General features: G+C 55.8%; 23 protein-coding genes. 11 read left to right on the forward strand and 12 right to left on the reverse strand.

The features are described 5' to 3' along the window. The 6 genes from Q0239_RS09015 to Q0239_RS09040 form a co-directional block, all read left to right on the forward strand. On the forward strand, positions 1–1,240 hold a 1,240-nt coding region (locus tag Q0239_RS09015), incomplete at its 5' end, for a DUF2460 domain-containing protein (RefSeq protein WP_298601480.1). Continuing rightward, positions 1,237–2,061: a DUF2163 domain-containing protein gene (locus Q0239_RS09020; RefSeq protein ID WP_298601483.1), complete on the forward strand. Its 825-nt coding sequence runs from the start codon at positions 1,237–1,239 to the stop codon at positions 2,059–2,061. The genes Q0239_RS09015 and Q0239_RS09020, both read left to right, overlap by 4 nt. Positions 2,062–2,064: 3 nt before the next feature. Beyond that, positions 2,065–2,472, forward strand: coding sequence for a peptidoglycan endopeptidase (locus Q0239_RS09025; protein WP_298601486.1), 408 nt, complete (start codon positions 2,065–2,067; stop codon positions 2,470–2,472). A gap of 1 nt (position 2,473) precedes the next feature. Beyond that, positions 2,474–4,648, forward strand: a complete 2,175-nt coding sequence (locus tag Q0239_RS09030; protein ID WP_298601489.1) for a phage tail protein — start codon at positions 2,474–2,476, stop codon at positions 4,646–4,648. 44 nt (positions 4,649–4,692) lie between these two features. After that, positions 4,693–5,139: a DUF2793 domain-containing protein gene (locus tag Q0239_RS09035; protein WP_298601492.1), complete on the forward strand. Its 447-nt coding sequence runs from the start codon at positions 4,693–4,695 to the stop codon at positions 5,137–5,139. A gap of 187 nt (positions 5,140–5,326) precedes the next feature. Next, positions 5,327–6,448, forward strand: a complete 1,122-nt coding sequence (locus Q0239_RS09040; RefSeq protein WP_298601495.1) for an OmpA family protein — start codon at positions 5,327–5,329, stop codon at positions 6,446–6,448. Positions 6,449–6,629: 181 nt separating this feature from the next. On the opposite strand, the gene Q0239_RS09045 is transcribed toward Q0239_RS09040, so the two are convergent. Further along, on the reverse strand, positions 6,630–9,386 hold the full coding sequence (locus Q0239_RS09045; RefSeq protein WP_298601498.1) for a [protein-PII] uridylyltransferase: 2,757 nt from the start codon (positions 9,384–9,386) through the stop codon (positions 6,630–6,632). Positions 9,387–9,425: 39 nt separating this feature from the next. Beyond that, complete coding sequence (locus Q0239_RS09050) at positions 9,426–11,132, reverse strand: class I adenylate-forming enzyme family protein (RefSeq protein WP_298601501.1); 1,707 nt, start codon at positions 11,130–11,132, stop codon at positions 9,426–9,428. 76 nt (positions 11,133–11,208) lie between these two features. Between Q0239_RS09050 and lgt the strand changes: the two genes are divergently transcribed. Both lgt and Q0239_RS09060 read left to right on the forward strand, forming a co-directional pair. Then, a complete protein-coding gene (lgt, locus tag Q0239_RS09055; RefSeq protein ID WP_298601503.1) occupies positions 11,209–12,078 on the forward strand; it encodes a prolipoprotein diacylglyceryl transferase in 870 nt (289 codons plus the stop codon). 70 nt (positions 12,079–12,148) lie between these two features. Then, positions 12,149–13,144, forward strand: a complete 996-nt coding sequence (locus Q0239_RS09060; protein WP_298601506.1) for an SAM-dependent methyltransferase — start codon at positions 12,149–12,151, stop codon at positions 13,142–13,144. A 4-nt stretch (positions 13,145–13,148) separates the two neighbouring features. Here Q0239_RS09060 and Q0239_RS09065 read toward each other — a convergent pair whose 3' ends face one another. Genes Q0239_RS09065 through Q0239_RS09080 form a run of 4 tightly spaced genes read right to left on the reverse strand, consistent with a single transcriptional unit; the run spans position 13,149 to position 16,681 of the window. Beyond that, positions 13,149–13,760, reverse strand: a complete 612-nt coding sequence (locus Q0239_RS09065) for an ABC-type transport auxiliary lipoprotein family protein (RefSeq protein WP_298601509.1) — start codon at positions 13,758–13,760, stop codon at positions 13,149–13,151. Then, positions 13,760–14,734 carry an MlaD family protein gene (locus Q0239_RS09070; protein WP_298601512.1) on the reverse strand — a complete coding sequence of 325 codons (975 nt, stop codon included), beginning with the start codon at positions 14,732–14,734 and terminating at the stop codon, positions 13,760–13,762. The genes Q0239_RS09065 and Q0239_RS09070 overlap by 1 nt, the downstream gene beginning before the upstream one ends. 52 nt (positions 14,735–14,786) lie before the next feature. Beyond that, a complete protein-coding gene (locus tag Q0239_RS09075) occupies positions 14,787–15,572 on the reverse strand; it encodes an ABC transporter ATP-binding protein (RefSeq protein ID WP_298601515.1) in 786 nt (261 codons plus the stop codon). Further along, complete coding sequence (locus tag Q0239_RS09080) at positions 15,572–16,681, reverse strand: ABC transporter permease (RefSeq protein ID WP_298601518.1); 1,110 nt, start codon at positions 16,679–16,681, stop codon at positions 15,572–15,574. Before Q0239_RS09080 ends, Q0239_RS09075 begins: the two co-directional genes overlap by 1 nt. An 87-nt stretch (positions 16,682–16,768) precedes the next feature. On the opposite strand from Q0239_RS09080, the gene Q0239_RS09085 reads away from it, so the two are divergent. Continuing rightward, positions 16,769–17,467 (forward strand): HAD family phosphatase, encoded by a 699-nt coding sequence (locus Q0239_RS09085; protein WP_298601521.1) that lies wholly within the window; start codon positions 16,769–16,771, stop codon positions 17,465–17,467. Here Q0239_RS09085 and Q0239_RS09090 read toward each other — a convergent pair. The 3 genes from Q0239_RS09090 to pgeF all read right to left on the reverse strand — a co-directional run bounded on the left by Q0239_RS09090 (position 17,458) and on the right by pgeF (position 21,016). Continuing rightward, the gene (locus Q0239_RS09090; RefSeq protein WP_298601524.1) at positions 17,458–18,762 is read right to left on the reverse strand and encodes a cystathionine gamma-synthase family protein; all 1,305 of its coding nucleotides are present in this window, start codon (positions 18,760–18,762) and stop codon (positions 17,458–17,460) included. The genes Q0239_RS09085 and Q0239_RS09090 overlap by 10 nt on opposite strands. Before the next feature lie 66 nt (positions 18,763–18,828). Continuing rightward, positions 18,829–20,232, reverse strand: a complete 1,404-nt coding sequence (locus Q0239_RS09095) for a DASS family sodium-coupled anion symporter (RefSeq protein ID WP_298601527.1) — start codon at positions 20,230–20,232, stop codon at positions 18,829–18,831. Between the two features lies 1 nt (position 20,233). Beyond that, positions 20,234–21,016 (reverse strand): peptidoglycan editing factor PgeF, encoded by a 783-nt coding sequence (gene pgeF / locus Q0239_RS09100; protein ID WP_298601530.1) that lies wholly within the window; start codon positions 21,014–21,016, stop codon positions 20,234–20,236. A 76-nt stretch (positions 21,017–21,092) separates the two neighbouring features. Here pgeF and Q0239_RS09105 point away from each other — a divergent pair, with 76 nt between their 5' ends. Both Q0239_RS09105 and Q0239_RS09110 read left to right on the forward strand, forming a co-directional pair. After that, entirely contained in the window at positions 21,093–21,917 is an 825-nt protein-coding gene (locus Q0239_RS09105; RefSeq protein WP_298601533.1) for an SDR family oxidoreductase, read from the forward strand. A gap of 75 nt (positions 21,918–21,992) precedes the next feature. Further along, complete coding sequence (locus tag Q0239_RS09110; RefSeq protein WP_298601536.1) at positions 21,993–22,778, forward strand: alpha/beta hydrolase; 786 nt, start codon at positions 21,993–21,995, stop codon at positions 22,776–22,778. A gap of 48 nt (positions 22,779–22,826) precedes the next feature. On the opposite strand, the gene Q0239_RS09115 is transcribed toward Q0239_RS09110, so the two are convergent. From Q0239_RS09115 to Q0239_RS09125, 3 genes are read right to left on the reverse strand one after another with little or no spacing between them, the layout of a single operon-like run. After that, positions 22,827–24,410, reverse strand: coding sequence for a wax ester/triacylglycerol synthase family O-acyltransferase (locus Q0239_RS09115; protein WP_298601539.1), 1,584 nt, complete (start codon positions 24,408–24,410; stop codon positions 22,827–22,829). A gap of 53 nt (positions 24,411–24,463) precedes the next feature. Beyond that, entirely contained in the window at positions 24,464–25,387 is a 924-nt protein-coding gene (locus tag Q0239_RS09120; RefSeq protein ID WP_298601542.1) for a DMT family transporter, read from the reverse strand. After that, the gene (locus Q0239_RS09125; protein WP_298601545.1) at positions 25,384–26,385 is read right to left on the reverse strand and encodes a low specificity L-threonine aldolase; all 1,002 of its coding nucleotides are present in this window, start codon (positions 26,383–26,385) and stop codon (positions 25,384–25,386) included. The genes Q0239_RS09120 and Q0239_RS09125 overlap by 4 nt, the downstream gene beginning before the upstream one ends. Positions 26,386–26,637 lie beyond the last annotated feature (252 nt).

The raw sequence follows: 26,637 nt of genomic DNA on the forward strand, positions 1-26,637 counted from the left end.
GGTGGGCGAACCCTGGTGGTGGACGATGCCCGATGGACGCATCTGCCTTTATGATGCAGCCGCGCAGGCAGCATTCGGGCCTTTGGCAGTCTCCATTCCCGACATTCGGGGTAGCAAAACAGCTACACAAATGGCTATGCTCGACAAAGCCGGTGAGTTGCTCGCAGCTTCGACGGCCGACCTGGTTGCGGCGGTGGAAGACGAGGCTGGAACGTCGCCATTTACCAGCCACCTTCTGGTTTATCTGCCCACGGTCATCGACCCGCTTTCGCCCGAAGCCAAGCGCGCCAATGTACCGCTGCAATGGGCATCACCAGCTTTCGATGTGCTCCAGCTTGAAGATTATGACTGGGTGACGACCGGCAATCACGGAGCGACGGCGCGCGGCTTTGCCGAAATGAATGCGCGGCTGGGCTATCCGGTTGCGCAACAGCATTATTTTTCGGGCTTTGTGCTGCAACAGGGAAGCGATGCGCAGTGGTTCGATATCGAGCGTGCGATCGAACTAGCTAAAACCCGCGCAACGGCCGAGGTCTATGTCTGGGCACTGCCCCAGGTCGCGCGCGACGGATTTGTGCATTTTCAGATTGGCAATGAAAGCGAGGCTGATGTGGAGGCTTTTCACGATATCCTGTTTCCGCTCGGCATCGGACGCGAAGCCGAGGTTTCGGCGGAATTTTCAACTAATGTCGTGACGCTGATGTCAGGGCATGAGCGACGGAACAGCGACTGGGCCGATGCCCGTATGGCCTATAACGTCGCGCCCGGGGTGCGATCAGAAGCCGAGCTGATTGAATTGATGCAGTTTTTCCGGGCTCGACGCGGCGCTGCCGTCGGCTTTCGTTTCAGAGACCCGTTCGACAATAGTTCCAATGACAATAACGATGCACCTAACATCCTTGATCAGCTGCTGGGGACAGGCGACGGCATCCGCACCAGTTTCCAGCTTCTCAAGCGATATGGCGATGGGGATTCTGCGCAGGAAAGGACGATAACCCGGCCAACCATTGGCTCGATCCGGGTAGCGATCGATGGTCTGGAGTCATCAGCCTGGTCATTGGGGCCTTTGGGTGAAATCCAATTCGAAATGCCGCCACCGGCAGGTGTTGAGGTGACCGCAGGTTTCCATTTCGATGTTCCGGTGCGGTTCGATCAGGACCGGATCGACGTCAGTCGTTCAACCTTCGGAGCAGCCGATATGCCAAATGTGATGCTTGTCGAAATCAAGGAGGTGGCGTGAGTTATCCGTGGCTTGCAGGCCCGCTGACGAGCACGGCCTATGGATGGCGGCTGGAGCGTAGCGATGGAGTTGCAATCGGTTTTACGTCGCACGACCACGACGTCCTGATCGATGGTCTGGTCTATCGCGCGAGTCCGGGAATGGCGCCAAGCTCGATAGTTGAAACACTGGGTCTGGAGATAAGCAGCCTCGAGGTCAGTGGCGCATTGACCAGCGATGCCATACGCGCAGAAGACATCGAGGCGGGCCGCTGGGATCGTGCCGCATTGACGATTTTCCTCTATGACTGGTCAAATCCTGCCGCCGGTAAATTCACTCTCGCAATGGGCACATTGGGTGCGATCAGTTGGTCAGGTTCTGCCTTTGAAGTCGAATTTCTGGGTCCGGCTGCAAGGCTTTCGGCTTCGGTCGTGCCCCTGACATCGCCTACTTGCCGCGCGCGTTTCGCGGGGCCGGGCTGCAACCTTAGCGCGCAGCGGTTCTTATTGGAAGCGGAGATTATCAATGTGCAGGGTTCAACCCTGACTTTGGCCGCGCCTTTGGGATCCAACCCTTCTGATTTCGTCTTGGGCGAATTGCGCTGGTTAGGTGGGCCTAATTGCGGGCAGCGACAGCAAATTGTCTCCGCTACCGAAACCGAAATTGTGCTGACCGAATCCCCTGCATTCCCGGTCGAGGATGCCACGCCGGTTTCTGTGTTGCAGGGCTGCGATCGGACCATTGCTACCTGCTCTGGTCGCTTCGGAAATGCGCTCAATTTCAGGGGTGAGCCCTATCTACCCGGCAACGATCTATTGACCCGTTACCTTGGTGGAAATTGAATCATGAGCGCCAACTTAATTGCGTTTCGTGCGATTGCGCAATTGAATACACCGTTCCGTTTTCGCGGGCGTACACCGGGTGTGGCACTGGACTGTGTGGGCTTGGTGCTAACTGCTCTGGGCCCGATTGCCGAAACAACAGTGGATTGCCCAAGCTATTCTTTGCGGGGCGATTTTCGGTCTGCCATTTTGAACTGTTTCGGAAAATTACCGTTTCACCTTTTGCACGACGACGAAACGGGATGCGATGGCGACATCATACTCGCCGCTGCCGGCCCATCGCAGTTGCACCTGATGGTTGCCGCCAACACTGGTTGGGTTCACGCCCATGCAGGACTAGGCCGTGTCATTTTTACGCCCATATGGCCTGGCTGGCCAATCATCCACCGTTGGCGTTTGATCGGAGATTGAGATGGCAACCCTTGTTCTGACTGCTGTCGGCTCTGCAGTCGGCGGCCCGCTGGGCAGCGCAATTGGAGCCTTTGTCGGGCAGCAAATCGATCGGGCGCTGATCGGCAATGGCCCGCGCAGGGAAGGACCTCGCCTCAAAGAATTGGAGGTGCAGACGTCCAGCTATGGCACTGCTATTCCTGCAATATTTGGTGCGATGCGGGTTGCTGGAACCGTCATATGGGCGAGTGATCTCATCGAGAAAAAGTCAGTTACGGGCGGCAGCAAGAGCCAGCCTGGCACTGCGACCTACAGTTATTCGGTCAATCTGGCCGTTGCGATCTCCAGCAGGCCAATTACCCGAATAGGTAGAATCTGGGCTGACGGTAATTTACTTCGCGGGGCGGCAGGCGACCTGAAATTCGAGACTGAACTGCGTATTCACAATGGCGAAGGCGACCAGCCTGTCGATCCGCTGTTGGCATCAAGTGAGGCGCCGGGGCTTTCACCCGCATATCGTGGACTTGCCTATGCAGTTTTCGAGGGCCTGCAACTGGCTGAGTTTGGTAACCGCTTACCTTCGCTCACGTTCGAAGTGTTCGAACGTGAGGATGCGGTACCGTTGCATGAAATTGTCAACGACGTGTCCAGTCAGCTTATTGCCGGGACAACATCCGAAACATTGGGCGGCTACGCAGTGCAAGGTCGCGACATTGGAGCGTCTATCGAGCCGCTAGTCGCGATATTTCCTGTCACGTTGCGACCGAAAGCGGATGGGCTGGAACTGAACGGCTGGTTCGATGTGCCAAAAACCATATTAACGGGCAGTATTGCGACGATGATCAACCGAAAATCGATCGAACGTCTTTCCAGGGTACGATCGGCACGGGCACATGGGGGAGCTTCGATTGCTCTGCGTTATTACGAGAAAGGGCGTGACTATCAGGCCGGTTTGCAACGATATGGTGCCAATCTGAATGAAAATCATGAAACGCAATATGAGCTTCCCGCATGCCTTGATACTGCACAGGCGCAGCGATTGACTGCATTGAATTGGCTGCAGCAATCCAGGGCACAATCAACATCGGCGGGTTTTTTCCCCTATGGGACCATTCCGCCGAAAATTGCCGAAAACCAGTTCGATTCTGACGAAAAAATCACGGAAATCGAATATTTTAACGGACATTTCAGAGTGTCCAAACAGGGCTGGGTCGATACTGATCGCGGGTCGCTTACGATTGGCGATCCGGGGCGGGATGTGTCGTCGCCCGACCTTGCCGTAGGCCATACGCTGTTGCACCTGATTGACTTGCCAGCGGTTTCCGAACCCTTGCCGTCGCAACCGGTAATCGGCGTCGTTGCAGCCGGAACGGGCGAGGGGTGGCGCAAGGCAGCACTTGCCTATCGCGATGGTTTGGCACTTACCGAACTGGGCCGGACTGCGCCGGCAGGCGTTATCGGAGTGCTCCAGGCAGATTTGCCGTCGCACGCTGGACATTTGCTCGACACTAGCAACAATTTGATGGTTAGAGTGCACCACGCAGGAATGGATTTTCCAACTGGTTACGGCGATCCATTGCATCCCAATGCGCCACTGCTTCACGTCGCCGGTGAACTGATAAAATATGGTGATTGCGAACAGCTTGGTCCGATCGATTTCAGGCTTGCCCGACTAGCTCGAGGCTGTTTTGGCAGCGAAATCGTGCAGCATCCAACTGGAACTGCAATTTGTCTGGCGAATGAAGCCACGAGTTTGCGGTTCGGTAGCCTAGGTTTGACAGTCGATGAGTCTGCATCATTTGAAGCGGTTGGCATCGGCGACAGCAATCCGGTGCTTGAATCCATCTCTGCCGTCGGTCGGGCTATACGGCCCTTGGCGCCTTGCCACTTAAAAGTCGCATTCGACCAAGTACAGAATCTCCGCATATCTTGGTTTAGGCGAAGCCGATGGGATACAGGCTGGCGGGATTTTTCCGATCTGTCAGTCGATGAGCCGTCCATTATGTTTGAGGTTGAGATCAAGAGCGGCCAAGTCCTGCTTGCCCAATTTCATCTGTCTGCCGAGTATATCGAAGTGTCAGCTGCCCTAGTCGGCAGTTGGGGATTGCAGACGGGCGTACCGATCACCGTCGATGTTCGACAACGCGGAGCATATGCCCTGTCACGGCCAACGTCACAGACCGTAGTAGCGCGATAGGCAATCAACCCGACACAATCAAATTTTTGATAGGAACACACCCAATGGGAACAAACACGCCGCGATTTGCTTTGCCGAACCTGGTTGCTTCTCAAGCACATAAAGAGATTACGCATAACGAGGCGCTCGCTATAATCGATAGCGCGTTGCATGCGGCAATCGTGAATTCCGCCTCGTCACCACCCTTCTTGGTCGAAGAAGATGCGGGGAAATGCTGGCTGATCGTCGCACCAGCGACCGGTGCCTGGTCCGGTAAAGAGGATGCGATTGCCAGTTGGACAGGATCTGGCTGGCGGTTTCTCGATCCCGTACCCGGAATGACGGTCTGGAGTGTGCCGGATAGCACTGAACTGCGCTATTCGGCGGGGCAATGGATACCGCCCGTTACGATAGCTTCTCCGACCGGTGGTGCGGTTGTGGATGCCGAAGCTAGAATCGCATTGAACACATTGCTCGGCTATCTTGCGAATATAGGCCTCGTGGCTAACTAATCGAATGTAGGTTCTGGGCTAATCGGAAAGTTAAATGCTGTAAACCTTCACCATTTTTTTTGCAGATTCTTCGAATGGCGACATTTTGGCAACAGTTTGGTGCCAAAGTTAGCTTGCAACAACGGCGCAGACTCGATACATCTTAGCCACCGATTTTTCGTTCCTAAGATAGAAAAGGGGATAGTTGATGCGTAAGTTGGCCATAGGTTTGGCGCTTGCTTCCACTGCTCTGGCAACACCGTCAATGGCCCGCGATGGCCAATGGTATGTCGGAGTGGATGGCGGTGCCATGATTGTCGAAGACATGGATGTCGATGTCGGTCCTGCACCGATTGAAGGCGTACTCGATACTGATGTTGGTTATGATTTCGGCGCGGTTGTTGGTTATGACTTTGGCGGTTTCCGCCTTGAAGCCGAAACATCCTACCGCGAAGCTGATATCAGCGAAACCAGCAGCACTTCGGCCCTCTTGCCGTATGGAGCTGGTGCGGCATTGTCGACTGCCAACGCTTATGCGACTGCGGGCGACGCTAATGCGCTTAGCTTCATGGTAAACGGTCTGCTTGACTTCGGTGATGACGATGGCCTGCAAGGCTTTGTCGGTGGCGGCGTCGGTGTTGCGCGCGTTGATGTGCACAATATCTTTGCTGCCCCCGCATGGCTGGATGACTCCGACACGGGCTTTGCTTGGCAGGCTCTCGCTGGCATCCGTGCACCTTTGAGCGATAGCTGGGATGTTGGCTTGAAGTATCGCTTCTTCAATGCTCCGGGTGTTGATCTTGTCGATCGCCTTGGCCGCGACGTAAGCACGCGTTTCCGTTCACACTCCTTGATGGGCAGCCTGGTTTACAACTTTGGTGGTGAACCTGAGCCTGTGGAAGTGGCACCGCCGCCGCCGCCGCCGCCGGTAGTGGCGCCGCCGCCGCCGCCGCCGCCGCCGCCGCCGCCGCCGCCGGTTTGCAACAGCGGTCCGTACATTGTGTTCTTTGACTGGGATAAGTCAAATCTGCGCCCGGATGCTGCGTCGACCCTCGACAATGCTGTGGCACAGTACGCAAATTGCGGTAATGCTCGCGTCATGCTTGCCGGCCACGCTGACAAGTCGGGTGCTGCCAGCTACAACGTTGGTCTGTCACAGCGTCGTAACGACACCGTTCGTTCGTATCTTGAATCGAAGGGCGTACCTGGCGGCGTGATCGCAACCGAAGCATTCGGTGAAACCGCTCCGCTGGTTCAGACTGCAGACGGCGTACGCGAAGCGCAAAACCGTCGCGTTGAAGTGAGCTATGGTCCGGGTTCGGGCATGTAATCACTTCGCTGTAAGCGAATAGGATAAGGGCCAGCCTAACCGCTGGCCCTTTTCTTTTGCCTTTGCGATAGATATTTAGGCTGCCAGTTAGCGATTGTCTTCGGCGATATGACGGCGCGTCGCAGCCTTTTATTTAGCTAAACGCAGTCCTTTGGTGGAGGCTCAAACGTCGCAACTCAGGTCAGGCGACAGCCTTCAGATCGGGACTTGTCCCCGTGGCTGCCTCCAACAAGCGAGATTCGAGTGCCTTAATTCTTGCTTTATTCTCAATCTTCCCGCCGAACAGATCGGTGACATAAAAAGTATCGACCGCCCGCTCGCCATAGGTCGCGATGTGCGCACTGTGCAGGGTGACCTTTGACTGGAAAAGCGCCAACGCCAAATTGTTGAGTAAAGCAGGCCTGTCGGCGGCAGTTACTTCTATCACAGTGAAGCGATTGGAGGCCTTATTGTCCACCAGTACGGATGGCGCAATTTTGAAGGCTTCTGCGCGGCGAAGCGCCACGGGTTTGGCCATAAGCTTGGGCGACAATTTACTCTTATTTGCCAGAGCATCGCCGATTGATTGCTTCAGCCGTTCGATCTGATCCCGTTCCTGGAAGGGACGACCCCACGGGTCCTGTACTAGGAAGTTGTCGACGGCCAAACCGTCGGTGCTGGTGTGAATCCGAGCATCAATTATGCTTCCCCCCGCGAGATGAATTGCGCCCGCTATGCGGTAGAACAAGCCGGGGTGGTCTGCGGCCAGAACTGTGATCAGTGTTGCTCCCCGATCAGGATAATAACAGGCGTCAATGGCCAGGGGTTCGCTATCATTCGCATGCAACAATCTGATATTGCGTTCGATAATATCATCCGGCTCTGCAATCCAATAGGCATCTGGCATCCGCCTTGCCAACCGTTTGAACTTGTCGGGTGCCATGCCAAGCTTTGCCTGCAATATGTCTTTCTTGCTAGCGATGCGTTCCTCGCGACCCTTTTGCTTATGCCCAAGCCGGAGAACTTCCTCGGTTGCCTCGAATAAGTCGGATAACAATTGGCGCTTCCAACTGTTCCAGACACCAGGACCAACAGCGCGAATATCGACAACAGTCAGTACCAGCAACAGCCTCAGTCGCTCTGCAGAAGTGACCGTTTGGGCGAAATCCAAAATTGTTTTAAAGTCGGATAGATCGCGTTTGAATGCGGTCGCCGACATCAGCAAATGATGACGTACGAGCCAAGCGACCGTTTCGGTTTCGGCATCGTTTAGGCCGAGGCGCGGGCAGAGACTGAGTGCAACTTCAGCTCCCAATACGCTATGATCGCCGCCACGACCTTTTGCGATGTCGTGCAATAATACAGCGACAAATAACACTCTGCGGCTAACAATCTGACGAACGATCGCGGTGGAGAGTGGGTGATCTTCCCTATGATCTCCCCTTTCAATCTCGGCTAGCAAGCCAATGGCACGGATCGAATGCTCGTCGACGGTATAGTGGTGGTACATGTCGAACTGCATTTGGGCGACGACCCGTCCAAAGTCAGGAATGAATCTACCAAAAACAGTGGCTTCATTCATCCATCGCAACACTGCCTCGGGATTTCGCGGTGAACACAGCGTGTCGAGAAACAACTGGTTCGCTCGGGCATCCTGACGGACTTTATGGTCTATCAAGCGTGCGTCGCGACGGGCCGCCCGCATCGCTAGTGGGTGGATTTCGAGAGTATGAAGGTCCGCCAAATTAAACAATTCGATCAAGCGGACAGGGTCGGATTGAAAGAAGTTGTCCGATGGCAGCGCCAGCCGGCCGCGGTCGAGAACAAATCCATTCAGTTTACGCGGCTTGCGAGCAAAGCTAGGCAGGAACCGACGCCCTTTTTTCCCAAGTGCTTCATCGAGATGAGCAAGGAACAGACCTGTCAGGTCGCCAACTGTCTTCGCATTCAAAAAATACAGTTGCATGAATCTCTCGACCGCAGAGCGACCAGGTCTGGGCGAGAACCGCATTCGATCGGCGACTTCCCGCTGCAGATCGAACGTAAGTCGGTCCTCAGGGCGCCCAGAGATATCGTGCATATGGCATCGGACCGCCCAGAGGAAATTCTCCGCCTTTTCAAATTTGCGATACTCTTCGTCGGTAAGCAAACCTACGTCGACAAGGTCTGAAGGTGACCGCACTCGATGGACATATTTACCTATCCAGTACAGCGTGTGTAAGTCGCGAAGGCCGCCTTTCCCATCTTTGACATTGGGCTCTACGACATATCGGCTGTCACCCATACGTTTGTGACGCTCGTCACGTTCCACCATCTTTTGCGCTACAAAGTCGGCCCCGGTTCGGGCAGCTACTTCATTCCAAAAGCGGACTGAGGTTTCTTCATAGACTTCGCGGTCCCCCCATACAAACCGGCCTTCGGGAAGGGCGGTCCGGATTGTAAGATCTTCGAGGGCCATCTTGATGGTTTCGTCAATTGAGCGGCTGGATTGGCCGACCTTTAACCCCAGATCCCACAGGAAATAGAGCATCGCCTCAACGACCTGTTCTGTCCAGCCAGTCCGCTTGTAGGGCGTGATAAAGGCGATATCGACATCGCTGTGCGGTGCCATTTCACCCCGACCATAGCCCCCGACAGCGACGACTGCGATTTTCTCTGCCGCCGACCGGTTGGCCACTGGAAACAGTGTTGTAGTTACAAAATCAAAGGCTATTCGGACAATCTGGTCGATCAGAAACGCTTGATCGGTTGCGCAACTTCGTCCCGATGACGGCACAGCAACGAGACGCCTGGAAATTTCCTCGCGACCTTCACGCAAAGCGCTTTGCATGATTGAGAGCGCTTTGCCGCGCTGCTCGCTTGGCGAGCATTCTGCGATCGCCGCGGTAATTTCGTCCGCTACGGCTGTCCTATCAATAATGTCGCGTTGCCGCCGTCGGCCAAGCCCGCTTTTCGTCATATGACAGCGCTTAAAAGAAGCTTGATAGAGGCGAAAGCGTTAATCTTCGAGTTCCTTGACCTTTGTATTATATTCGCGTCGCAACGTAACCCGGTCTATTTTCTGTGTGCCGAGGCGCGGAAGCGGCTCATGCACACGCCAAAAGTGAACAGGCACCTTGAACGGCGCGAGCTTGGCCTGAAGAAAACTCTTCAGTTCATCAGGCGAAAGCTCACTTCCGACTTTTGTGAAATATACCAAGCCTGGGACCTCTCCATATCGGTCATCGGCAATGCCAAAGACCGACAATTCGGCGACTGCATCATGTTCATAGGCCGCGGCTTCAACCTCGGGGCAGCTTATGTTTTCACCTCCGCGTATGATGATGTCCTTCTTTCGATCCACAATGAAAAGATAGCCATCTTCATCCAGATAGCCGATGTCGCCGGTACGGAAATAACCATCTGACGTGAAGGCAGCATGGGTCGCCTCTTCATTTTCCCAATAGCCGTTGAAATTCGCAATTGAGCGGATGCAAACCTCTCCACGTTCGCCTTGAGGCATTTTGTTCCCGTCGTCGTCGAGGATAGCCAAATCGACTAATGGCTTGGTCGCTGGGCCGGTGCTAGACGGCTTTGCCAAATAATTGTCGGTAAAATTTCCGCACCCGACACCATTGGTTTCGGTGAGGCCATAGCCGAGGAGAGGGAAACCCCACTCCATTTCCTGTTTGATGCGCTTCACATGCTCGACCGGGCGAGGCGCACCGCCTGCGGCAAAAGCTGTGCACGAAGTCAGATCGTATTTCAGCCGATTAGGGTGCGTCGCAATCTCAATGCTCATCAAGGGCACGCCAACAAAATAGGTAATCTTTTCTTTTTCGATCAGCTGCATGGCATGCTCTGCATCCCATTTGGGCATCATCACCAGTTTACGGCCGATTACAAAGCTCTGCAGTAAAACCGGAACTGCTGCAGTCACATGGAACAGCGGCACGTTGAGCAAGGTGGCGGGCTGCATCGTCGGCGCTTCGCCAGTCGATGCCAGTATTTCGAAGAACACCAACGTTTGCCCCACATAGCTCATCGCACCTTGAACGACCGCGCGGTGATCCGACCAGGCACCTTTGGACTGTCCTGTCGAGCCAGAAGTATAGAGTATCGTTGCTGGATCCAGCGGGTCGATGGGCGGTAAAGCGGTCGACACATTCCCACCCTTTGCGAGGAGGACTTGCAATCCTTCCAGCGGATGGCAGTCATGTTCAAAAATGAGCAGTTCTGCACTACCCACGTCTTCACCCTGCAGTCGTGCTGCGCGCTGTGCATCCGCAAGAACATATTTGCAACCGACCATGCGGATGCCATCGGCCAGCTCGCTTCCTTGCCACCAGCCGTTAAGTAAAGTTGCGACACCGCCTGATATCAATATTGCCATATAGGCAATAATCCAGTTGGCCGAGTTGCGCGCAGCTATGCCCACACGATCGCCAACCTGAAGCCCGTAGCCTTCATTCAACCCACCAGCCAGTGCCAGTGCCGCCGCATGACATTCCGCAAAAGTAAGGCGGAGGTCGCCGTCGACCAAGAATTCCTTATCCGCATTGAGCGCGCAAAACATGGCGAAATAGTCACGCAGATTCTCCGGGGCTTTGGCGATCATCGGGATTTGCACGCCGTATTTCTCAACATGTGTCACTGACAATGGTCCGTCATTTTCCATCAGTCGGGTGACGGTACTGTCAATTGCCAGATCAAGCGCTGTTGGCATGGCGAATCTCTCCTTTGTTCTTTTTTATGCGCCCCTTTTGGCTATATAGGTCGGCAAATCCAAGAGGGGATGCGACTTGTTTATTGCAACAGCCGCCGCAGCTGCAGGTGACTATCTGAAATTTACCGATCTGGGCATTGGCCCGGTAGCACTAGATCTCGGAATTTTCGAGTTGCGCTGGTATTCGCTTGGGTATCTGTTTGGAATTTTGCTCGGCTATTGGCTGTTGACAAAGCTGATCCGCAAACCCGGTTCTCCGATGTCGCGCGAGCATGCCGACGATATGATTTTATATGCAACGCTTGGTATCATTTTAGGCGGGCGTATTGGCTATATTCTGTTCTATCAGCCGGGCATGCTGGCAACGCCGTTGGAAGTCTTCAAACTGTGGGAAGGCGGGATGTCGCTTCACGGTGGGACGCTGGGAACGATATTCGCGATCTGGCTGATGGCACGTAAGCACGGCCTCTCCTTCCTGCGTATGTGTGACTATATTGCCTGTTGTGTCCCATTTGGCCTGTTTCTGGTCCGGCTCGCGAATTTCGCCAATAGCGAACTGTGGGGCAGGGTGACCGACGTCAAATGGGCCATCATATTCCCCAATGGAGGGGATTTGCCGCGCCATCCCAGTCAACTCTATGAGGCCGGTGCGGAGGGCCTATTGATGGCGGCCATTTTGTGGCCGCTCTTCTTCAAGACCGACGCGCGTTACAAGCCCGGTTTCCTTTTTGGCATGGCCGCCTTGATCTATGGCTCGGCTCGATTCTGCATCGAATTTGTGCGCGAGCCCGATGCTCATTTGCAACATGTTGTCGAGCAGACTGGTTTGAGCATGGGGCAATGGCTAACCATACCGATGCTTTTACTCGGGCTTTTCCTTGTTCTGACGGCAAAAGGCCGCAGACAACGCGTGGAGCCAGTAGGCGGAGCGAGCAGTGTCGCCTGACGGCGCCAATCTGGCCGCGAGGATTGCAAAGCAGATCGAGATATCTGGGTCTATAAGTGTCGCGGAATTTATGCAGGCGGCCAATGAGGCATATTATGCCAAAGGCGATCCGTTAGGTGCGAAGGGGGACTTCATAACGGCGCCTGAAGTCAGCCAGATGTTCGGCGAACTGATCGGACTTTGGCTGACGGATCTATGGATTCGAGCAGGCCGCCCCCAAGATTGTAAATATGTCGAGCTTGGTCCCGGACGTGGTACATTGGCTGCAGATGCATTGCGTTCGATGAAGCAGTTCGACTTTGCGCCTGAAGTCTATTTCGTCGAAACAAGCGCGGCGTTGAGGGAAATGCAGGCGCGGGCCGTGCCCGATGCCAATTTTCTTTCGAATGTTGGTGATCTACCCTTTGACGTACCCATGTTCATCATCGCCAATGAGTTTTTCGATGCTCTTCCAATCCGGCAACTCATTGCAACTCATGCCGGATGGCGCGAACGCGTTGTCGTGCGCGATCGAGGGACCAAGTTCATGGCTACGCCAGGAATGACCGCTATGGATGAATTGGTACCGGCGGATTTCCGAAACGGGCCTAGCCCAACCATCTATGAAACTTGCCCGGCCGCAACTTCCATTATGTACGATTTGGCCGGTAGAATAGCTGAGCAAGGTGGGGCTATGCTGATTGCAGACTATGGCTATACGCTGCCGGGAATTGGCAGTACCTTGCAGGCGGTCCGGGCGCATGAATTTGCAGATCCGTTTGAAAATCCCGGAGAGCATGATTTGACCGCGCACGTGAATTTTGACGAACTCGGCAATCTAGCACGCATGCGACAGTTACACGTCAGTGGGCCAATTGAGCAGGGTGTGTGGTTAAAAGCGCTTGGAATCGATTCACGGCTGCAGGTCTTGGCTGCCAAACAACCAGAACGGACTGATGAGCTCTCCTCAGCTCGCGATCGGCTGGTCGAAGCAACCGGAATGGGCAGCCTTTTCAAGATTCTTGCGATATCCAACCCTGATTGGCCGATTCCAGAGGGATTTGAAATCAACCAAAGTCTTGGTTGACTGGCTAGGGCGTACCCAGCCACGTAGCGACATCATCGGCAATCTTGTTAGCGACCATATTCAGGGCTTCGCCCGCCTCTCTCGGTGCAATTTTGTTCAGACCAGCGCGCGCATCAAAACGCCGCTTTTCGACGGGCTTCCCTTTGCGGATATGCACTGCATCGAAAATAGCCACGGCTTCGCTTCCGCCTTCGTCGATGCCGAATTCAATCAGTTGCCCTGACAGGTAGTTTTCGGCTTTTCCAGCCGCTTCGACTTCACTCAGAATTAGCGTTCCATTCTTCGCCGCGAGTGTTTCGATCAACAATTGTTGCATCAAGACCGCCGGCTTATCCGTCCAGACGCTCTCCTTGAGATATGCCACATTCCCTGGATCAATTTGGACAGGAACGCGGTTAGTATCCAGCTTGCGCGGCACTTCCGGGACTAAAACTATCATTGCCTCTTTGGCGATGCCGCTATTGCTTGTGCCTGCGGTCACGCTTGCCGTTGAAGTCAACGTCAACATCGATGCAGGTGCGGTTCCGCCAAAGCTTACACAGGATGGCAACGCAAGGAACGCGGCCATTAACACAGTCATGGAACTGATTTGGCGGATCGAAATGTGTCCGGTCATTATTTGCTCCTGCCCGGTTCGTAATCGGGAAGTTTTGGCGCGGAAACCAGTCCACCAACACCCTGTTGATCAAGCCTTTCGGTCACTGACTGCAGTGACGAAGACAGCTTACGTAGATCTCGCGCCAGTTGATTGATTTCAGGCAGGGTCTGGCTGTTCAAGGTCTCTACCGCAGGATTGGCGCTGTTGAGAGTGATCTCCAGAGCTGAGAGGCTGCCATTGGCCGAACGCAAGGTTTTACGCAACTCGGCCAGCATGGGTCTGCCCTCGCTATCGAGGAGGGCATTGGCACTGGTCGAAAGGGCTGTCAGCTGGTCCGCAGCAGCCCCGGCTTTCGCAAGCGTGTTGCGTGATTCCTGAATGGCGGCACGCAAATCCGGTGCCTGACCTGCGAGCGATCCAGATAGGCTTTCGACATTGTCGAGAATTTGCTGGATTGACTGTTGGTTTTTGTCGGAAAGTACAGTGTTCAGGCGTTCAGTCAGCGTCGAAAGCCGTTCAACCAACAAAGGCGCACTGTTCAAGATTTCGCCCAATGCCCCTGGTTTTGTGGGAATTACGGGTCGTCCGGCCGGGCACTCGCTTTTGGGGTTCGCTTCCGGGCAACGGATCGGGGGGGCACCCTTGATGGCGCCATCAAGCTGGATTTCGGATACGCCGGTGAAGCCAACACCACTAATGGTTGCGGTCGTGCCCTGCAAAATTGCAGTATCCGCGTCGATCGCTATACGCACTCGCACAAAGTCCGGATCCGGGCGCCACAATTTTATATCCTTGATTTGCCCCACCGGAACGCCCGCAAAAGTCACGGCTGAACCTTTGGCGATGCCGCTCACCGACTGTTGGAAGAAAATATCGTACTCGGCTTTGGTTCCGTCTCCGAAACGCGACAGCCAAACTGTGAATCCGGCCAAAATGGCAAGCAGGATCAACGTGACTGAGCCAACGAGGACATAATGGGATTTGGTTTCCATTGCGAACCTTATGGCCTCCCCGGCGATTGCTTGTCCATGCTAATTCCCATCTTCATGCCTGCCGTTCATGTCCAAGCCGTGCTGCGCGGCCGCGCGGGCCGGAAAAATATTCGTGAATCCAAGGATGGTCGGTAGCAAGCAGTTCATCGATTTTGCCAATGGCGATAACCTTCTTGTCGGCAATAACCGCCACACGGTCACAAATTGCGTAGAGCGTGTCGAGATCGTGGGTGATTAGGAACACGGTAAGTTCGAGCGTTTCCTGCAGGCTTTTAGTCAACTCGTCGAACTTCGAAGCCCCGATCGGATCAAGTCCAGCCGTTGGTTCGTCGAGAAACAACAACTCCGGGTCCATCGCAAGTGATCGGGCGAGTCCAGCACGCTTTCTCATCCCCCCTGAAAGCTCGGATGGAAATTTATGCGCAGCTTCTGGGGGTAAACCGCTCAGATGAATTTTGTAGCGCGCGATCTCGTCGAGCAGTTTTGCGTTGAAATGCGGATAGAATTCGCGAAGGGGCACCTGCACATTCTCTGCCACAGTTAGCGTTGAAAACAAGGCTCCACCCTGAAACATCACGCCCCAGCGCTTTCGCACCTCGAACGCTTCATCTTCTTCCTTGCCGCGCATTGAGGTGCCGAACACTTCTACGTCACCTTCGACGGGCTCCTGCAGTCCGATTATAGAGCGCATAAGCACCGATTTCCCGGTACCCGAACCGCCGACAACGCCCAGAATTTCGCCCGGATGAACATCCAGATCGAGCTGGTCATGAATGACCTGCTCGCCAAAGGCGTTGCGCAATCCGCGAACCGATATGATAGGCGAAGCGCCGATCATCAGTCCCAGCCAATTTCTGTGAAAAAGACCGCGAAAAAGGCGTCGAGCACGATGACGAGGAATATGGCTTGCACAACGGCCGCCGTGGTTTTGAGGCCCACCTGTTCCGAATTGCCATGCACCCGCATCCCCTGGAAGCAACCAGCTAAAGCGATAATCGCGCCGAAAACCGGCGCTTTGACCATGCCAACATAGAAGTCGGTGAGCGGTGTGACCTCACGGATGCGCTGAACAAATGTCGTCGGTGGCATATCGAGCGTCATCCAGCAGAATAATCCACCACCTATTATCGCGACCAGCGAGGCGTATATTCCAAGCAACGGCATCATTATCACGGTGGCAAGAATTCGCGGAATGACGAGCGCCTCGACCGGGACAACGCCAATCGTCCGCATCGCATCAATTTCTTCGGTGATCTTCATTGTACCGATCTGTGCCGCAAAGGCGGAACCAGAGCGGCCAGCCACCATGATTGCAGTCATCAATACGCCTAGCTCGCGCATCGTCAGGCGCCCAATCAGATTCACTGTCCATATTTCTGCACCGAACTGCCGCAACTGGACTGCACCTTGTTGTGCAATAACGATACCGATGAGGAAACTCATAAGGCCGATGATACCGAGTGCCCGGACGCCGACCATATCAAAATGCTGTATTACCGAATGCACTCGGAATCGGCGCGGATGGAGGATGAGATTGAAGAACCCTTTCACGCACTGGCCGATGAACCCGACAAACTCGATGAACATGCGGGCGATTTCGACCACAGCTTCACCCACTTCGTGAAGCACACGCAGCACAGGGGCGAGTTTTGGTATCTCGACTTCGACATCGTCCGACTCGCTGACAGCTTCGATCAGGCGCTGCGCATCAGAATCTGCGCCGATAATCTGTGCGTCATGATCGCGCGCGGTTCGGTAAACAAGCCAGGCACCTACAGTGTCGATATGGTCAATCTGCGATAAGTCGATTTGGCGCACTTCTGTGACTATGGCGCGTAGCCGTTCGTCGAGGTCACCTATTTGCGAGATAGCCAGCGTTCCACCAAGGCGGAGAACCGCACCCCCCTCAGGCAGTTGTTCTTCGATAAGGTCAGCGGGCTGCGGCATAGCGCTATGATTGGCGCATTCTTCCCCGCATAACAAGCTTCAAGGCTTTGCAAATAATGAACCGGTATTATGCTTAAGGCGATGAACATGGCGCCGAAGATACGCATCGCTATTTATGACATGGACAAAACGGTCACGCGCCGCGCGACCTATAACGGCTTTCTGATGCATATGGCATGGTACAAATCACCCTGGCGATTGGCGCTCGTTCCGTTTCTGCCATTGGGATTGCTGCTTTACGCAGTTAAGTTTTGGGATCGCAGTCAGCTCAAGCAATTTGCTCAAACTCTGTTGGTTGGACGCAAAGTCCCTCGGGTGCAGTTCGCACGTCACCTTGAACGCCATGCTGATCTCGTCCTCGGTCGTAATGTCTATCAGGAAGCCAAATGGCGGATCGATGCCGAAAAGGCCGAAGGCTATCGGCATGTCATCGCCACCGCTTCCTACCGCTTATATGTCGATGCGATTGCTTCACGGCTTGGTTTCGACGATGTTATCGCCACAGAATTGGCGACCAGCGACAGCGGCCATGTGCTCGCGCGGATTGACGGTCATAATTGCTATGACGAAGCCAAGCTCGAAAGGGTGAAGGCGTGGATGGCAGCGGAAGGCCTCAGCCGCGAGCAATGCCAAATTCGCGCTTATTCCGACCATGTTTCCGATGCGCCACTGCTCTCCTTCGCGGACGAAGCATTTGCCACCAACCCGCACCCGCCGCTTGAGCGGCTGGCACGGGAGAAAGGGTGGCAGATATTGGATTGGCGCGACGGCGATCCTCAGACCTGATCGAGGGCCTGTTTGAAGTCGGCGATCAAGTCGTCCGGATCTTCTATGCCGATCGAGATGCGCACCAGATTGTTGGTAATACCCAAGGCTTTCTTGCGCTCTTCCGGAACCGAAAGATGGGTCATCGCTGCCGGATGACTGGCGAGCGTTTCGGTACCGCCCAGGCTAACGGCTAGCTTGGCAATTTTGAGGGCATCGAGGAACCGGAAGCTCTCTTTCTCCCCACCCTTGATGAACACCGAAAAAGTTGAACCTGCGCCGCTGCAATGGCGGTAATAGATGTCCTGCTGCGCCGGATCATCGATCATACCGAGATAGCCGAGGCCAACGACTTTGGGATGGGTCTTCAGGAACGCGCAGACCTTGGCGGCATTTTCGCCAGCGCGGGTCATGCGCAGTTCAAGCGTTTCGAGGCTGCGTAACAGCATCCACGCCGTGTTGGGATCGCAGATTGTGCCGATGGTGTTGCGCATCGGACGGATGGCATCAATCAACGACTGATTGCCGCACACGCCGCCTGCGACCAGATCCGAATGGCCACCAGCATATTTGGTGAGGCTGTAGACGACGAGATCCGCCCCCTGCTTGATCGGTTGCTGCCAGAGTGGGCCAAGGAACGTGTTGTCGATGGCGATGGCGGGTTTCTGATCACCTGGGAACGCAGCATCGCGTGCGGCGCGGACAGCCTCGACATCAACCAGTGCGTTGGTCGGGTTGGCGGGGCTTTCCAAGTAAACCAACGCAACCTTGCCGCCCTTTTTCTTCGCCATCTTCTGCGCAGAGGCCAGCACCTTGTCGATTTCTTTGCGGCTGGCACCGGCCGGAAAATCGACGAACGAAACGCCGAAGCGGGAGAGGATGCGGGCGATCAGGGTTTCGGTCGCGGCATAGAGTGGACCCGAATGGACAATCACATCATTCTGGTTGACCAGCGCCAGCAGCAAGGTTGCAATTGCCGACATTCCGCTGGAGAAAACGAGGGCATCGTCGGCACCATCCCAGACCGCAAGACGGTCTTCGAGAATCTCCTGATTCGGCCCGTTGAAACGCGAATAGACAAGGCCGTCGGCAGGGCCTTTGCGCTTGCCTGTGATATGTTCGAAGAAGCGCTTTCCCGCTGCCGCATTCTCAAATGCAAATGTCGAAGTGAGGAAGATTGGCGGCTTCAACGCGCCTTCTGAGAGCACCGGATCAAAACCATGCCCCATCATCAGCGTCGAGGGTTTTAGTGTTCGTCCGCCGATTTTCTTGATCGGCGATTTGCCCTTGCGACGGGGCGTGGTGGCATCGGTCATGCGTCAATCTCCTTGAAGCATGACATAGCAATATTTGTTTCAATTGAAACTAAATTACGCGGAGCATCAGTGGAATGACGCGACGAACCATACAATTCCGACGATCAGCGGAACACCGACCAGGTCGATGAGCACCCCGGCACGCAGCATGCGGGGAAGGGCCACATGGCCCGTTGCCCATGCGATGGCGTTAGGCCCGGTTCCGGATGGCATCATGAATCCCCAACTGGCGGCAATCGAGGCGCACATGGCGAGCAGCCACGGGTCCGAACCCGTCGCCGCAACCAGTCCCGCAATCACCGGCATCACGCCGCTTGCTGTGGCCACATTGCTGGCAAATTCGGTGATGAGGATGACAAGGGCGGTGACGGCAGCCGCAATGATAAGCGGGTGAACACCCGCCAACGGTTTGAGTGCCTCGCCAAGCCAGTCGGCCAGCCCGGATTCGCTGATACCTGCAGCCAGCGCGAGGCCGCCGCCGAACATCATGATAACGCCCCAGGGCGCGCGATCCGCCTCTTTCCAGTTCAGCAGCGGACGGCCGCTGCCATCGGGCACGAGAAATAACAACAGCGAGCAGGCGATGGCTATGGTGCCATCGGTGATAGATCCTTTTGGCAGCACTGCTTCAAGCTGAGGCTGCGCCAGCCAGAGCCCGATGACGAGCAGGATCAGTGGCAATAGCCGTTTCTCCGCTTCACTCCATGCCCCTTGCTGTCCAATGGCGCTGCGAGCGGCGACGGGATCGAACGGTGTGCGGTCGATGTGCTGTACCCGCGCAAGCACCCAAGCGGTTGCAGGTACAGCGACCAGCAAAATCGGTACACCAAAACTCATCCACGCGACAAAGCTGATGTCAAAGCCCAGCTGCTTTTCGATAAGGCCAGCAGAAATCGCGTTGGTCGGAGAGCCGACGAGCGTGCCCAGCCCTCCCAACGATGCTCCGAAGGCAACACTCATCACGAGCGCACCAGCCATCCCATCGGTTTCTTCCTCTTGGATACCGCCCGCTGCGATCACCGCAATGGCAATCGGTGTCATGATCAAGGCCGTCGAAGTGTTCGAAATCCACATTGAAAGAAATGCCGTTGCCGCCATGAAGGCAAGCAAAAGCGCGAAATTGCTTTGACCAGCCAATCCCAAAATGCCGAGCGCGACGCGGCGGTGCATCCCCGTCCGTTCAATCGCCAGCGCAAAAAACGCACCGCCCAAGATCAGGAACAGGATAGGCGAATAATATTCCTTGGCGACATCGCCCGCACTCATAATGCCCATGAATGGCAAGGCGAGGAATGGCAGTAACGCGGTTGCGGTTAGAGGCAGGGCTTCGGGCATCCACCAGAGCGCCATTAGCACCGTCAACGCAGCAACATGCCAGGCAGACGCGGCCATCGATGCGGGTGGCCCAAGCAGCAGCATAGAAGCAAACACCGCAAGACCTGCCCAGAAACCCATCTGCTTTGCAGTCACATCAGCCCCGCAATCCGATCAGTGAAATTTCGCGGCCATAGCCTGCTTCGTTGAGGTGGCAGCTTCGGCGATATCTGAAGAAGCGATCCGGCTGTGAATAGGTGTCTTCGCCCAGACATTCGACTTTGGTTACACCCGCCGCTGCCAATCGTGCTGCAACATAGCCCTCAATGTCAAACTGCCAATGGCCGGGTTTACCGCCGGCGAAGAAGCGCTCATTCTCGTCGGCTTCCTCGACAAAACGACGGTAGAAGCCATCGTCGACCTCATAGCTTTTCTGAGCTATGCATGGCCCAATGGCGCAGACGATACGGCTCCTATCGGCACCCAATGCCTCCATTGCAGACAAAGTGTTGTCGGTGACGCCAGAGATTGCGCCTTTCCAACCGGCATGTGCCGCGCCGATGACGCCAGCTTCATGATCGGCGAAAAGTACGGGCACACAATCAGCCGTCAATATGCCGAGCAAAAAGCCGGGTCGGTTGGTGACCATAGCGTCTGCCTGCGGTCGTGCGTCCAAAGCGACGGCTTCCACCACGGTTACGACATGAGGCGAATGGATTTGATGGACTGTAACCAGTTCCGCATAGGGTAAAACGGCATTTGCCGCCCGGCGCCGGTTTTCGAGTATCGCCTCGCGGTCGTCATCCGAACCCAGCCCGACATTCAGACCAGCATGAATGCCTATCGATACACCGCCGCGGCGCCCCAAAAAGCCATGCGGCATGTCGCTCAGCAGCTTGCTGTGCAAAACGTCGACGCTGACCGTGGGTGCCCTCTCCATGCTGCCCTATTCGCAGTGTCGCTGCGCCTTGGCAACATGCTTGACGATGGAGGCGCAAGAAGAGACAGACACACTCATGACAGGCAAGATGCTGATTTTCGGGATGGGCTATACGGCCAGCCGCTTGGCTGCGCGGTTGCGTGACGAAGGCTGGCAGGTTGTTGGCACAAGCCGGACGGCATCGTCCGCCGCTATTGCTTTTGAAGATGAAGCTGCCGTCCTCAATGCACTGTCGGAGGCGAGCCACATCCTTTCTTTGGTGCCGCCGTTCCGGGAAGGAGGTGATCCGGTGCTGGAACGCTATAAAGAGGTGATCGCTACATCACCGGCAAAGTGGATCGGCTATCTTTCTTCAACCGGCGTTTATGGGGACACCCAAGGCGCTTGGGTCGATGAAAGCGCGTCGGTTGGATCGGGGAGGCGCAGCGCGCGGGCAGTGGCAGATCTGGAATGGCAGCAACTGCGGGCGAATGTGCGCGTCTTCCGGCTGCCCGGTATATACGGCCCGGGCCGATCTGCTTTGGATCGGGTGCGTGAAGGCAAGGCGCACCGCATTGATCTGCCGGATCAGGTTTTCAGCCGCATCCATGTGGATGATATTGTTTCAGGCGTTGTTGCTAGCTTTTCAGGCCCGCCCGGCATTTTCAATCTGGCAGACGATTTCCCCTGCAGCCAGAACGCCGTCATCGAATTTGCCAGCCTGCTTTTGGGTATGGAACCCCCGCCGCTGCAAACGCTCGAAGAGGCGCAGCTTTCGCCCATGGCAGCAGCCTTTTATGCCGAGAACAGACGAATTTCGAACCGAAAGGCCAAAAGAGAGCTGGGGTGGAAGCCGCAATATCCAGATTATAAACAAGGCCTTACGGCTCTGTTCCACAGCTTTGGCCAAAAAGTCGATTGACGGCGACTCCCGCTTCCGTCAGCCTCTCCTGAAATCCGGCGTAGAACCGGCAAAAATGTTCGCAGGAGAGTGCTATTGGCAACTGCCGCTATTGAAGACGTTTCGCGTCCGTCGCTGTTTCTCGCTTTGACCGAATTGCCGCGTGCGATGGCCGAATTGGGCTCAATGCCCTGGGCCAGCCCCTTTCTAATGCAGGCACCCAAAGGGGACGGTCATCCGGTGTTGCTGCTGCCCGGTTTCATGGCCACCGAATTTTCTATGAAGCCGTTGCAAACCTATTTGGACAAGCTGGGCTACAACGCCTTTCATTGGGAGCTGGGCCGCAACCTCGGTCCAAAAGCCATTGGCCACAATGGCGAGCATCTCATCGCGCGGCTCGAGCAGATATATGCGGAAACAGGACGCAAGGTCAGTCTGGTTGGCTGTTCGCTGGGCGGAACCTTGTCACGCCAGCTCTCGCGCCGCCGTCCCGATATGGTGCGACAGGTTATCTCGCTGGGATCCCCCATTGTTGGCAGCCCCAAATCGACCAATGCATGGCGTGCCTATCAAATGCTGACCGGGCACAATATCGAAGATCCCGATGTGCAGGCGCAGCTGGCGGAAAGCCATGAAGTGCCGCCGGTGCCCTCTACCGCGATTTTCTCGCGCCAAGACGGCGTCGTTGCATGGCAGAACAGCCGTGAACCCAAGGCACCGCAGACCGACAATATCGAAGTCAAGGGCAGCCATTGCGGATTGGGCGTGAATCCGACCGTGCTGTGGGCAATTGCCGACCGGCTGGCTCTCCCCGAAGGCGAATGGAAGCCGTTCGAGCGTGGTGGGCTCAAAAGCTTTATCTACCCTTCTTCAGGTCACTGAATTTCCAACTATATGGCGATTGTGGCCCGGGCCGATGCCCGGGCCTTTTCACTTTTTGGCCTTGGGCTTTGCTTTTGTGGCTGGTTTTGCTGCCTTTGCGGCCGGCTTTTTCCCCGCCGGTTTCTTTGGCCCAGCTTTGGCCTTCACAGGTTTAGCGGCCGCTTTTTTGGCCGGTGCGGGTTCGGGTTTCGCCTCAGGTTTTGCAGAAGCCTCCGCATTTGGTTTCGCGTTGAGCAATTCCTCATACGCCTCCTTCAGCGCCGCGGCATAACTCGCCGGATCGGGGATCATCTCCCGGTCGCTGGTAAAGGAAATCGCGATATCCGGGCCATAGCTGTAGATCGCGTTGATCATGCCCATGCCGTCAAAAATCGGTCCCGTGCCCATCATCCGCACCATCTTCGCACCGGCAAAGTATAACGGGACGCGCGGGCCGGGAACGTTGGTGGCGACCACATTGAACACCGGCGAATGCAGGTTCGAAACGCCCAGTCGCGAATAGAGTCGCGCACCCAGCCCGGCGAGACCGGACGGGATGAACTGGCTATATTCTGTCAGCGTCCGCGCCCCGACCGCATTGGTCATCGCCTTGGAGTTGAGCGCTTCTTTGCGGACAAAGGCCAGGCGTTCCATCGGGTCTTCGATATGCGTGCCCAGTTGCACGAGCATGGCCGAAACAAGGTTACCCAATGCTTCCTTTTCACCGTCGGCGCGCACCGAAATCGGGGCCATGGCGGTCAGGCTGTCCTTGGGCAGGGCTTTGCGCTGCTGCAGATATTTGCGCAGACCGCCACCGATGATCGTCAGTATCACGTCGTTGACCGTCGCGCCTTCGATGCGGTCCTTAATTGCCCTGACTCCCGCCAGCGGTAACACTGTGCTGTCCCACACGCGGTGCGGGCTTACCTTCCCGTTGAGGATGGTCTGAGGCGCCATTTTCGCACCTTTCAGCGAGACATCGCCGCCAGCCACTTCACGGATAAGCCTTGCCGCGCCTGGCACCGTCTGCGCCAGCGTCTTGGCAAAGCGTACCGGCTGGGTGACCGAATTCATCCATGTCCGCATCAGCATTTCGGTGACCGCAGGTTCGTTCTCGCCCTTCCATTTCGGTTTCGCGGACCGGTCGACAGGCACCGGCTCGATGTCATGCACAGCTGCAGACAGTTCGACCCCGGACATGCCGTCGATTGCGGCATGGTGGACTTTGGCGACTAGTGCGAAGCAGCCCTTTGGTAGCCCCTCAATATTGTCTAGACCCTCGACAATGTTGAATTCCCACAATGGCTTGGAGAGGTCCATGCCGCGCGCGTGGAGGCGGGCCACCTGGATACATAATTGCCGCCAGTCGCCTGGTTGGGGCAGAGCGATGTGGCGGACATGATATTCAAGGTCGAAATTGGGATCGTCGATCCAATAAGGATGGTCGAGATCAAAGGGAACGCGGACCAATTTCTGGCGGAAACTGCGTGCTTTATCCAAGCGGCTCTCAACGTGGGCCAATATGTCCTTGAACCGGACGAAACCTCCCGGTGCTGTGGATGGATCATATATACCCACCGACCCGATGTGCATCGGCGTGTTGGGGGTGTCGAGATAGACGAAACTCGCGTCCTGCCCGCTTAGCTGTTCCATGATGTTCTCCTCTCCGAAGAGGAGACTAACGCCGCTTTTGCCGCTTGGCGAGTCTAACGCGAACGCATGGCAACGACGAGGCCCAACGTTGCCAAAACCGCGCCTCCAGCGGCCAGTGCCGACCAGTCATAGCCTTCGAACAAAGTCGATAGCAGCATGGCGACAACGGGAATGAGGACGCTGGTATAGGCAGCCTTGCCGGGGCCGATCTTGCGGATCAGGTCAAAATAAAGCGGGAAGGTTACCACCGAACCGATGATGCCAAGATAGAGCACACCACCCAGATAGCCCGCCCGCATTTCGATCACCGGCGGGCCATGATTGACGAATGACCAAGCGGCATTCGCCAGCGCACCCCACAGCATCGACCAGGCGAGAATTGTAGTGGTAGGATAGCGGTTGATCGAGGGCGCCACTTGCATGACATTGGAAACCGATGCGCAAAGCACCGCGATCAGCGTCAGCGCCGTTCCCAACAATACCTCATGTCCGCCAACCGGTGCCGCGCGATATTCCTGAGCCATCAGAAGGGCGACACCAGCTGTTGCGATGACCGACCCGATCACGAAGTTTCGGCTGAATTCGCGGCCAAGCCACCATTTGCCCAGTAAAGCATTGGGAACGATGAGCAGCGCGAAAATGACTGCGACCAACCCTGATGTTATGTGATGCTCGGCTGCATAGACGAAATTGAAATTGAGCGCGAACTGCATCACGCCCAGCAATAGTGTCCATTTCAGACTGGTGCTGTCGAGGCGCAGCGATTGCCGGGTGACCGCAGACAAGAGGAACATCCCAACGGCAGCAACCGCAAAACGATAACAGACCGACCAGCTTGCAGGCACCGTTCCCAGTTGATCGCGGATCACCAGCCAGGTTGATCCCCAGATTAAAGAGACGACCAGAAAAGGGATCGCTATGCGCGGGTTGAGCAAGCCGGGTTCAGCGGCTGCAGTGGAGGAGGCGGAAGTGGTCACAGCGCAGCGATGGCTTTGGCGAGCGGCTGGACATCCTCTTCGCGGTGGTGCCAACTGGTAACGAGACGCGCGGCGCCTTCACCCCAATCGTAGAAATCAAAACCGTGGGAACGGAGCGTTGCAGCTTCCGATGCAGACAGGCGAATGAATATTTCATTGGCCTCAACCGGATGGAGCAGCCTTTGCGGAGCTGCGTCGGCGATGATCTGCGCAGCTGCGTTGGCTGCCTTGGCGTTTTCGAGCCACAAATCCTTATCAAGGAATGCCAGAAGCTGCGCAGCCAGGAACCGACCTTTGGACAGCAAGTGGCCTGCCCGCTTGCGGCGGTAACGTGTTATATCGGCCATTGCTGGATCGAAATAGACCAAGGCTTCCGCATTCATTCCACCATTCTTCGCAAACCCGAAGCTGAGGACGTCGACTCCAGCGCGCCACGTCGCTTCGGCAGGTGAGCAGCCGAGTGTCGATATGGCATTGGCAAAACGCGCGCCGTCCATGTGCAATCCCAATTGCTTCTCGCGGCACAGCTTGCCGATCGCAGCCGTTTCTTCCGGTCGGTAGACCAGCCCATATTCTGTCGCGTTGGTAATCGAGACTGCCGCAGCCTGCACCTGATGCACATCGGGCCGGATGGTTGCGAGGAGAGCGCTTATTGTGTCGGGCGCGATCTTTGCGCCTTCGCCATCAACCAGCATCAATTTCGCGCCGCCGGTGTAGAATCCCGGTGCGCCGCATTCATCCATCTCGATATGTGCCTCTCGATGACAGACTATGCCCTGATGCGGTAAGGCAAGCGAAGCGAGCGCAAGGCAATTCGCTGCAGTGCCCGTCGATACCCACAGCACAGCCACATCGCGTTCAAACAATTCCGAAAAGGCAGCGTCGATACGCTGGCTCAATGCATCGCCATCATAGGCTGTGTCGACGACATTGGCGTCGGCAATCGCCTGCATGATTTTCGGATGAACCGGGGCAGCATTGTCGGAGAAAAAGCGCATGCGCGATGCCCAACGCGAAAATACTTCCCCCGTCAAGACGGCGAATAGATGTGGTATCGACTACTGGCGCGCCAACGCCTGTTAAATGCCAAAGCTCAATAAGGTAGTTCGGTCGAGCCCATCAGATGAAGGTCTACCGCGCGGGCACATTGGCGGCCTTCGCGGATAGCCCAGACGACAAGGCTCTGACCCCGCCGCATGTCACCGCAAGCAAACACAGATCGGAAGAGCACACGTCTGAACTCCAGTCAC

The sequence above is a fragment of the uncultured Sphingorhabdus sp. genome (assembly GCF_937872355.1).
Lineage (GTDB): Bacteria > Pseudomonadota > Alphaproteobacteria > Sphingomonadales > Sphingomonadaceae > Sphingorhabdus_B.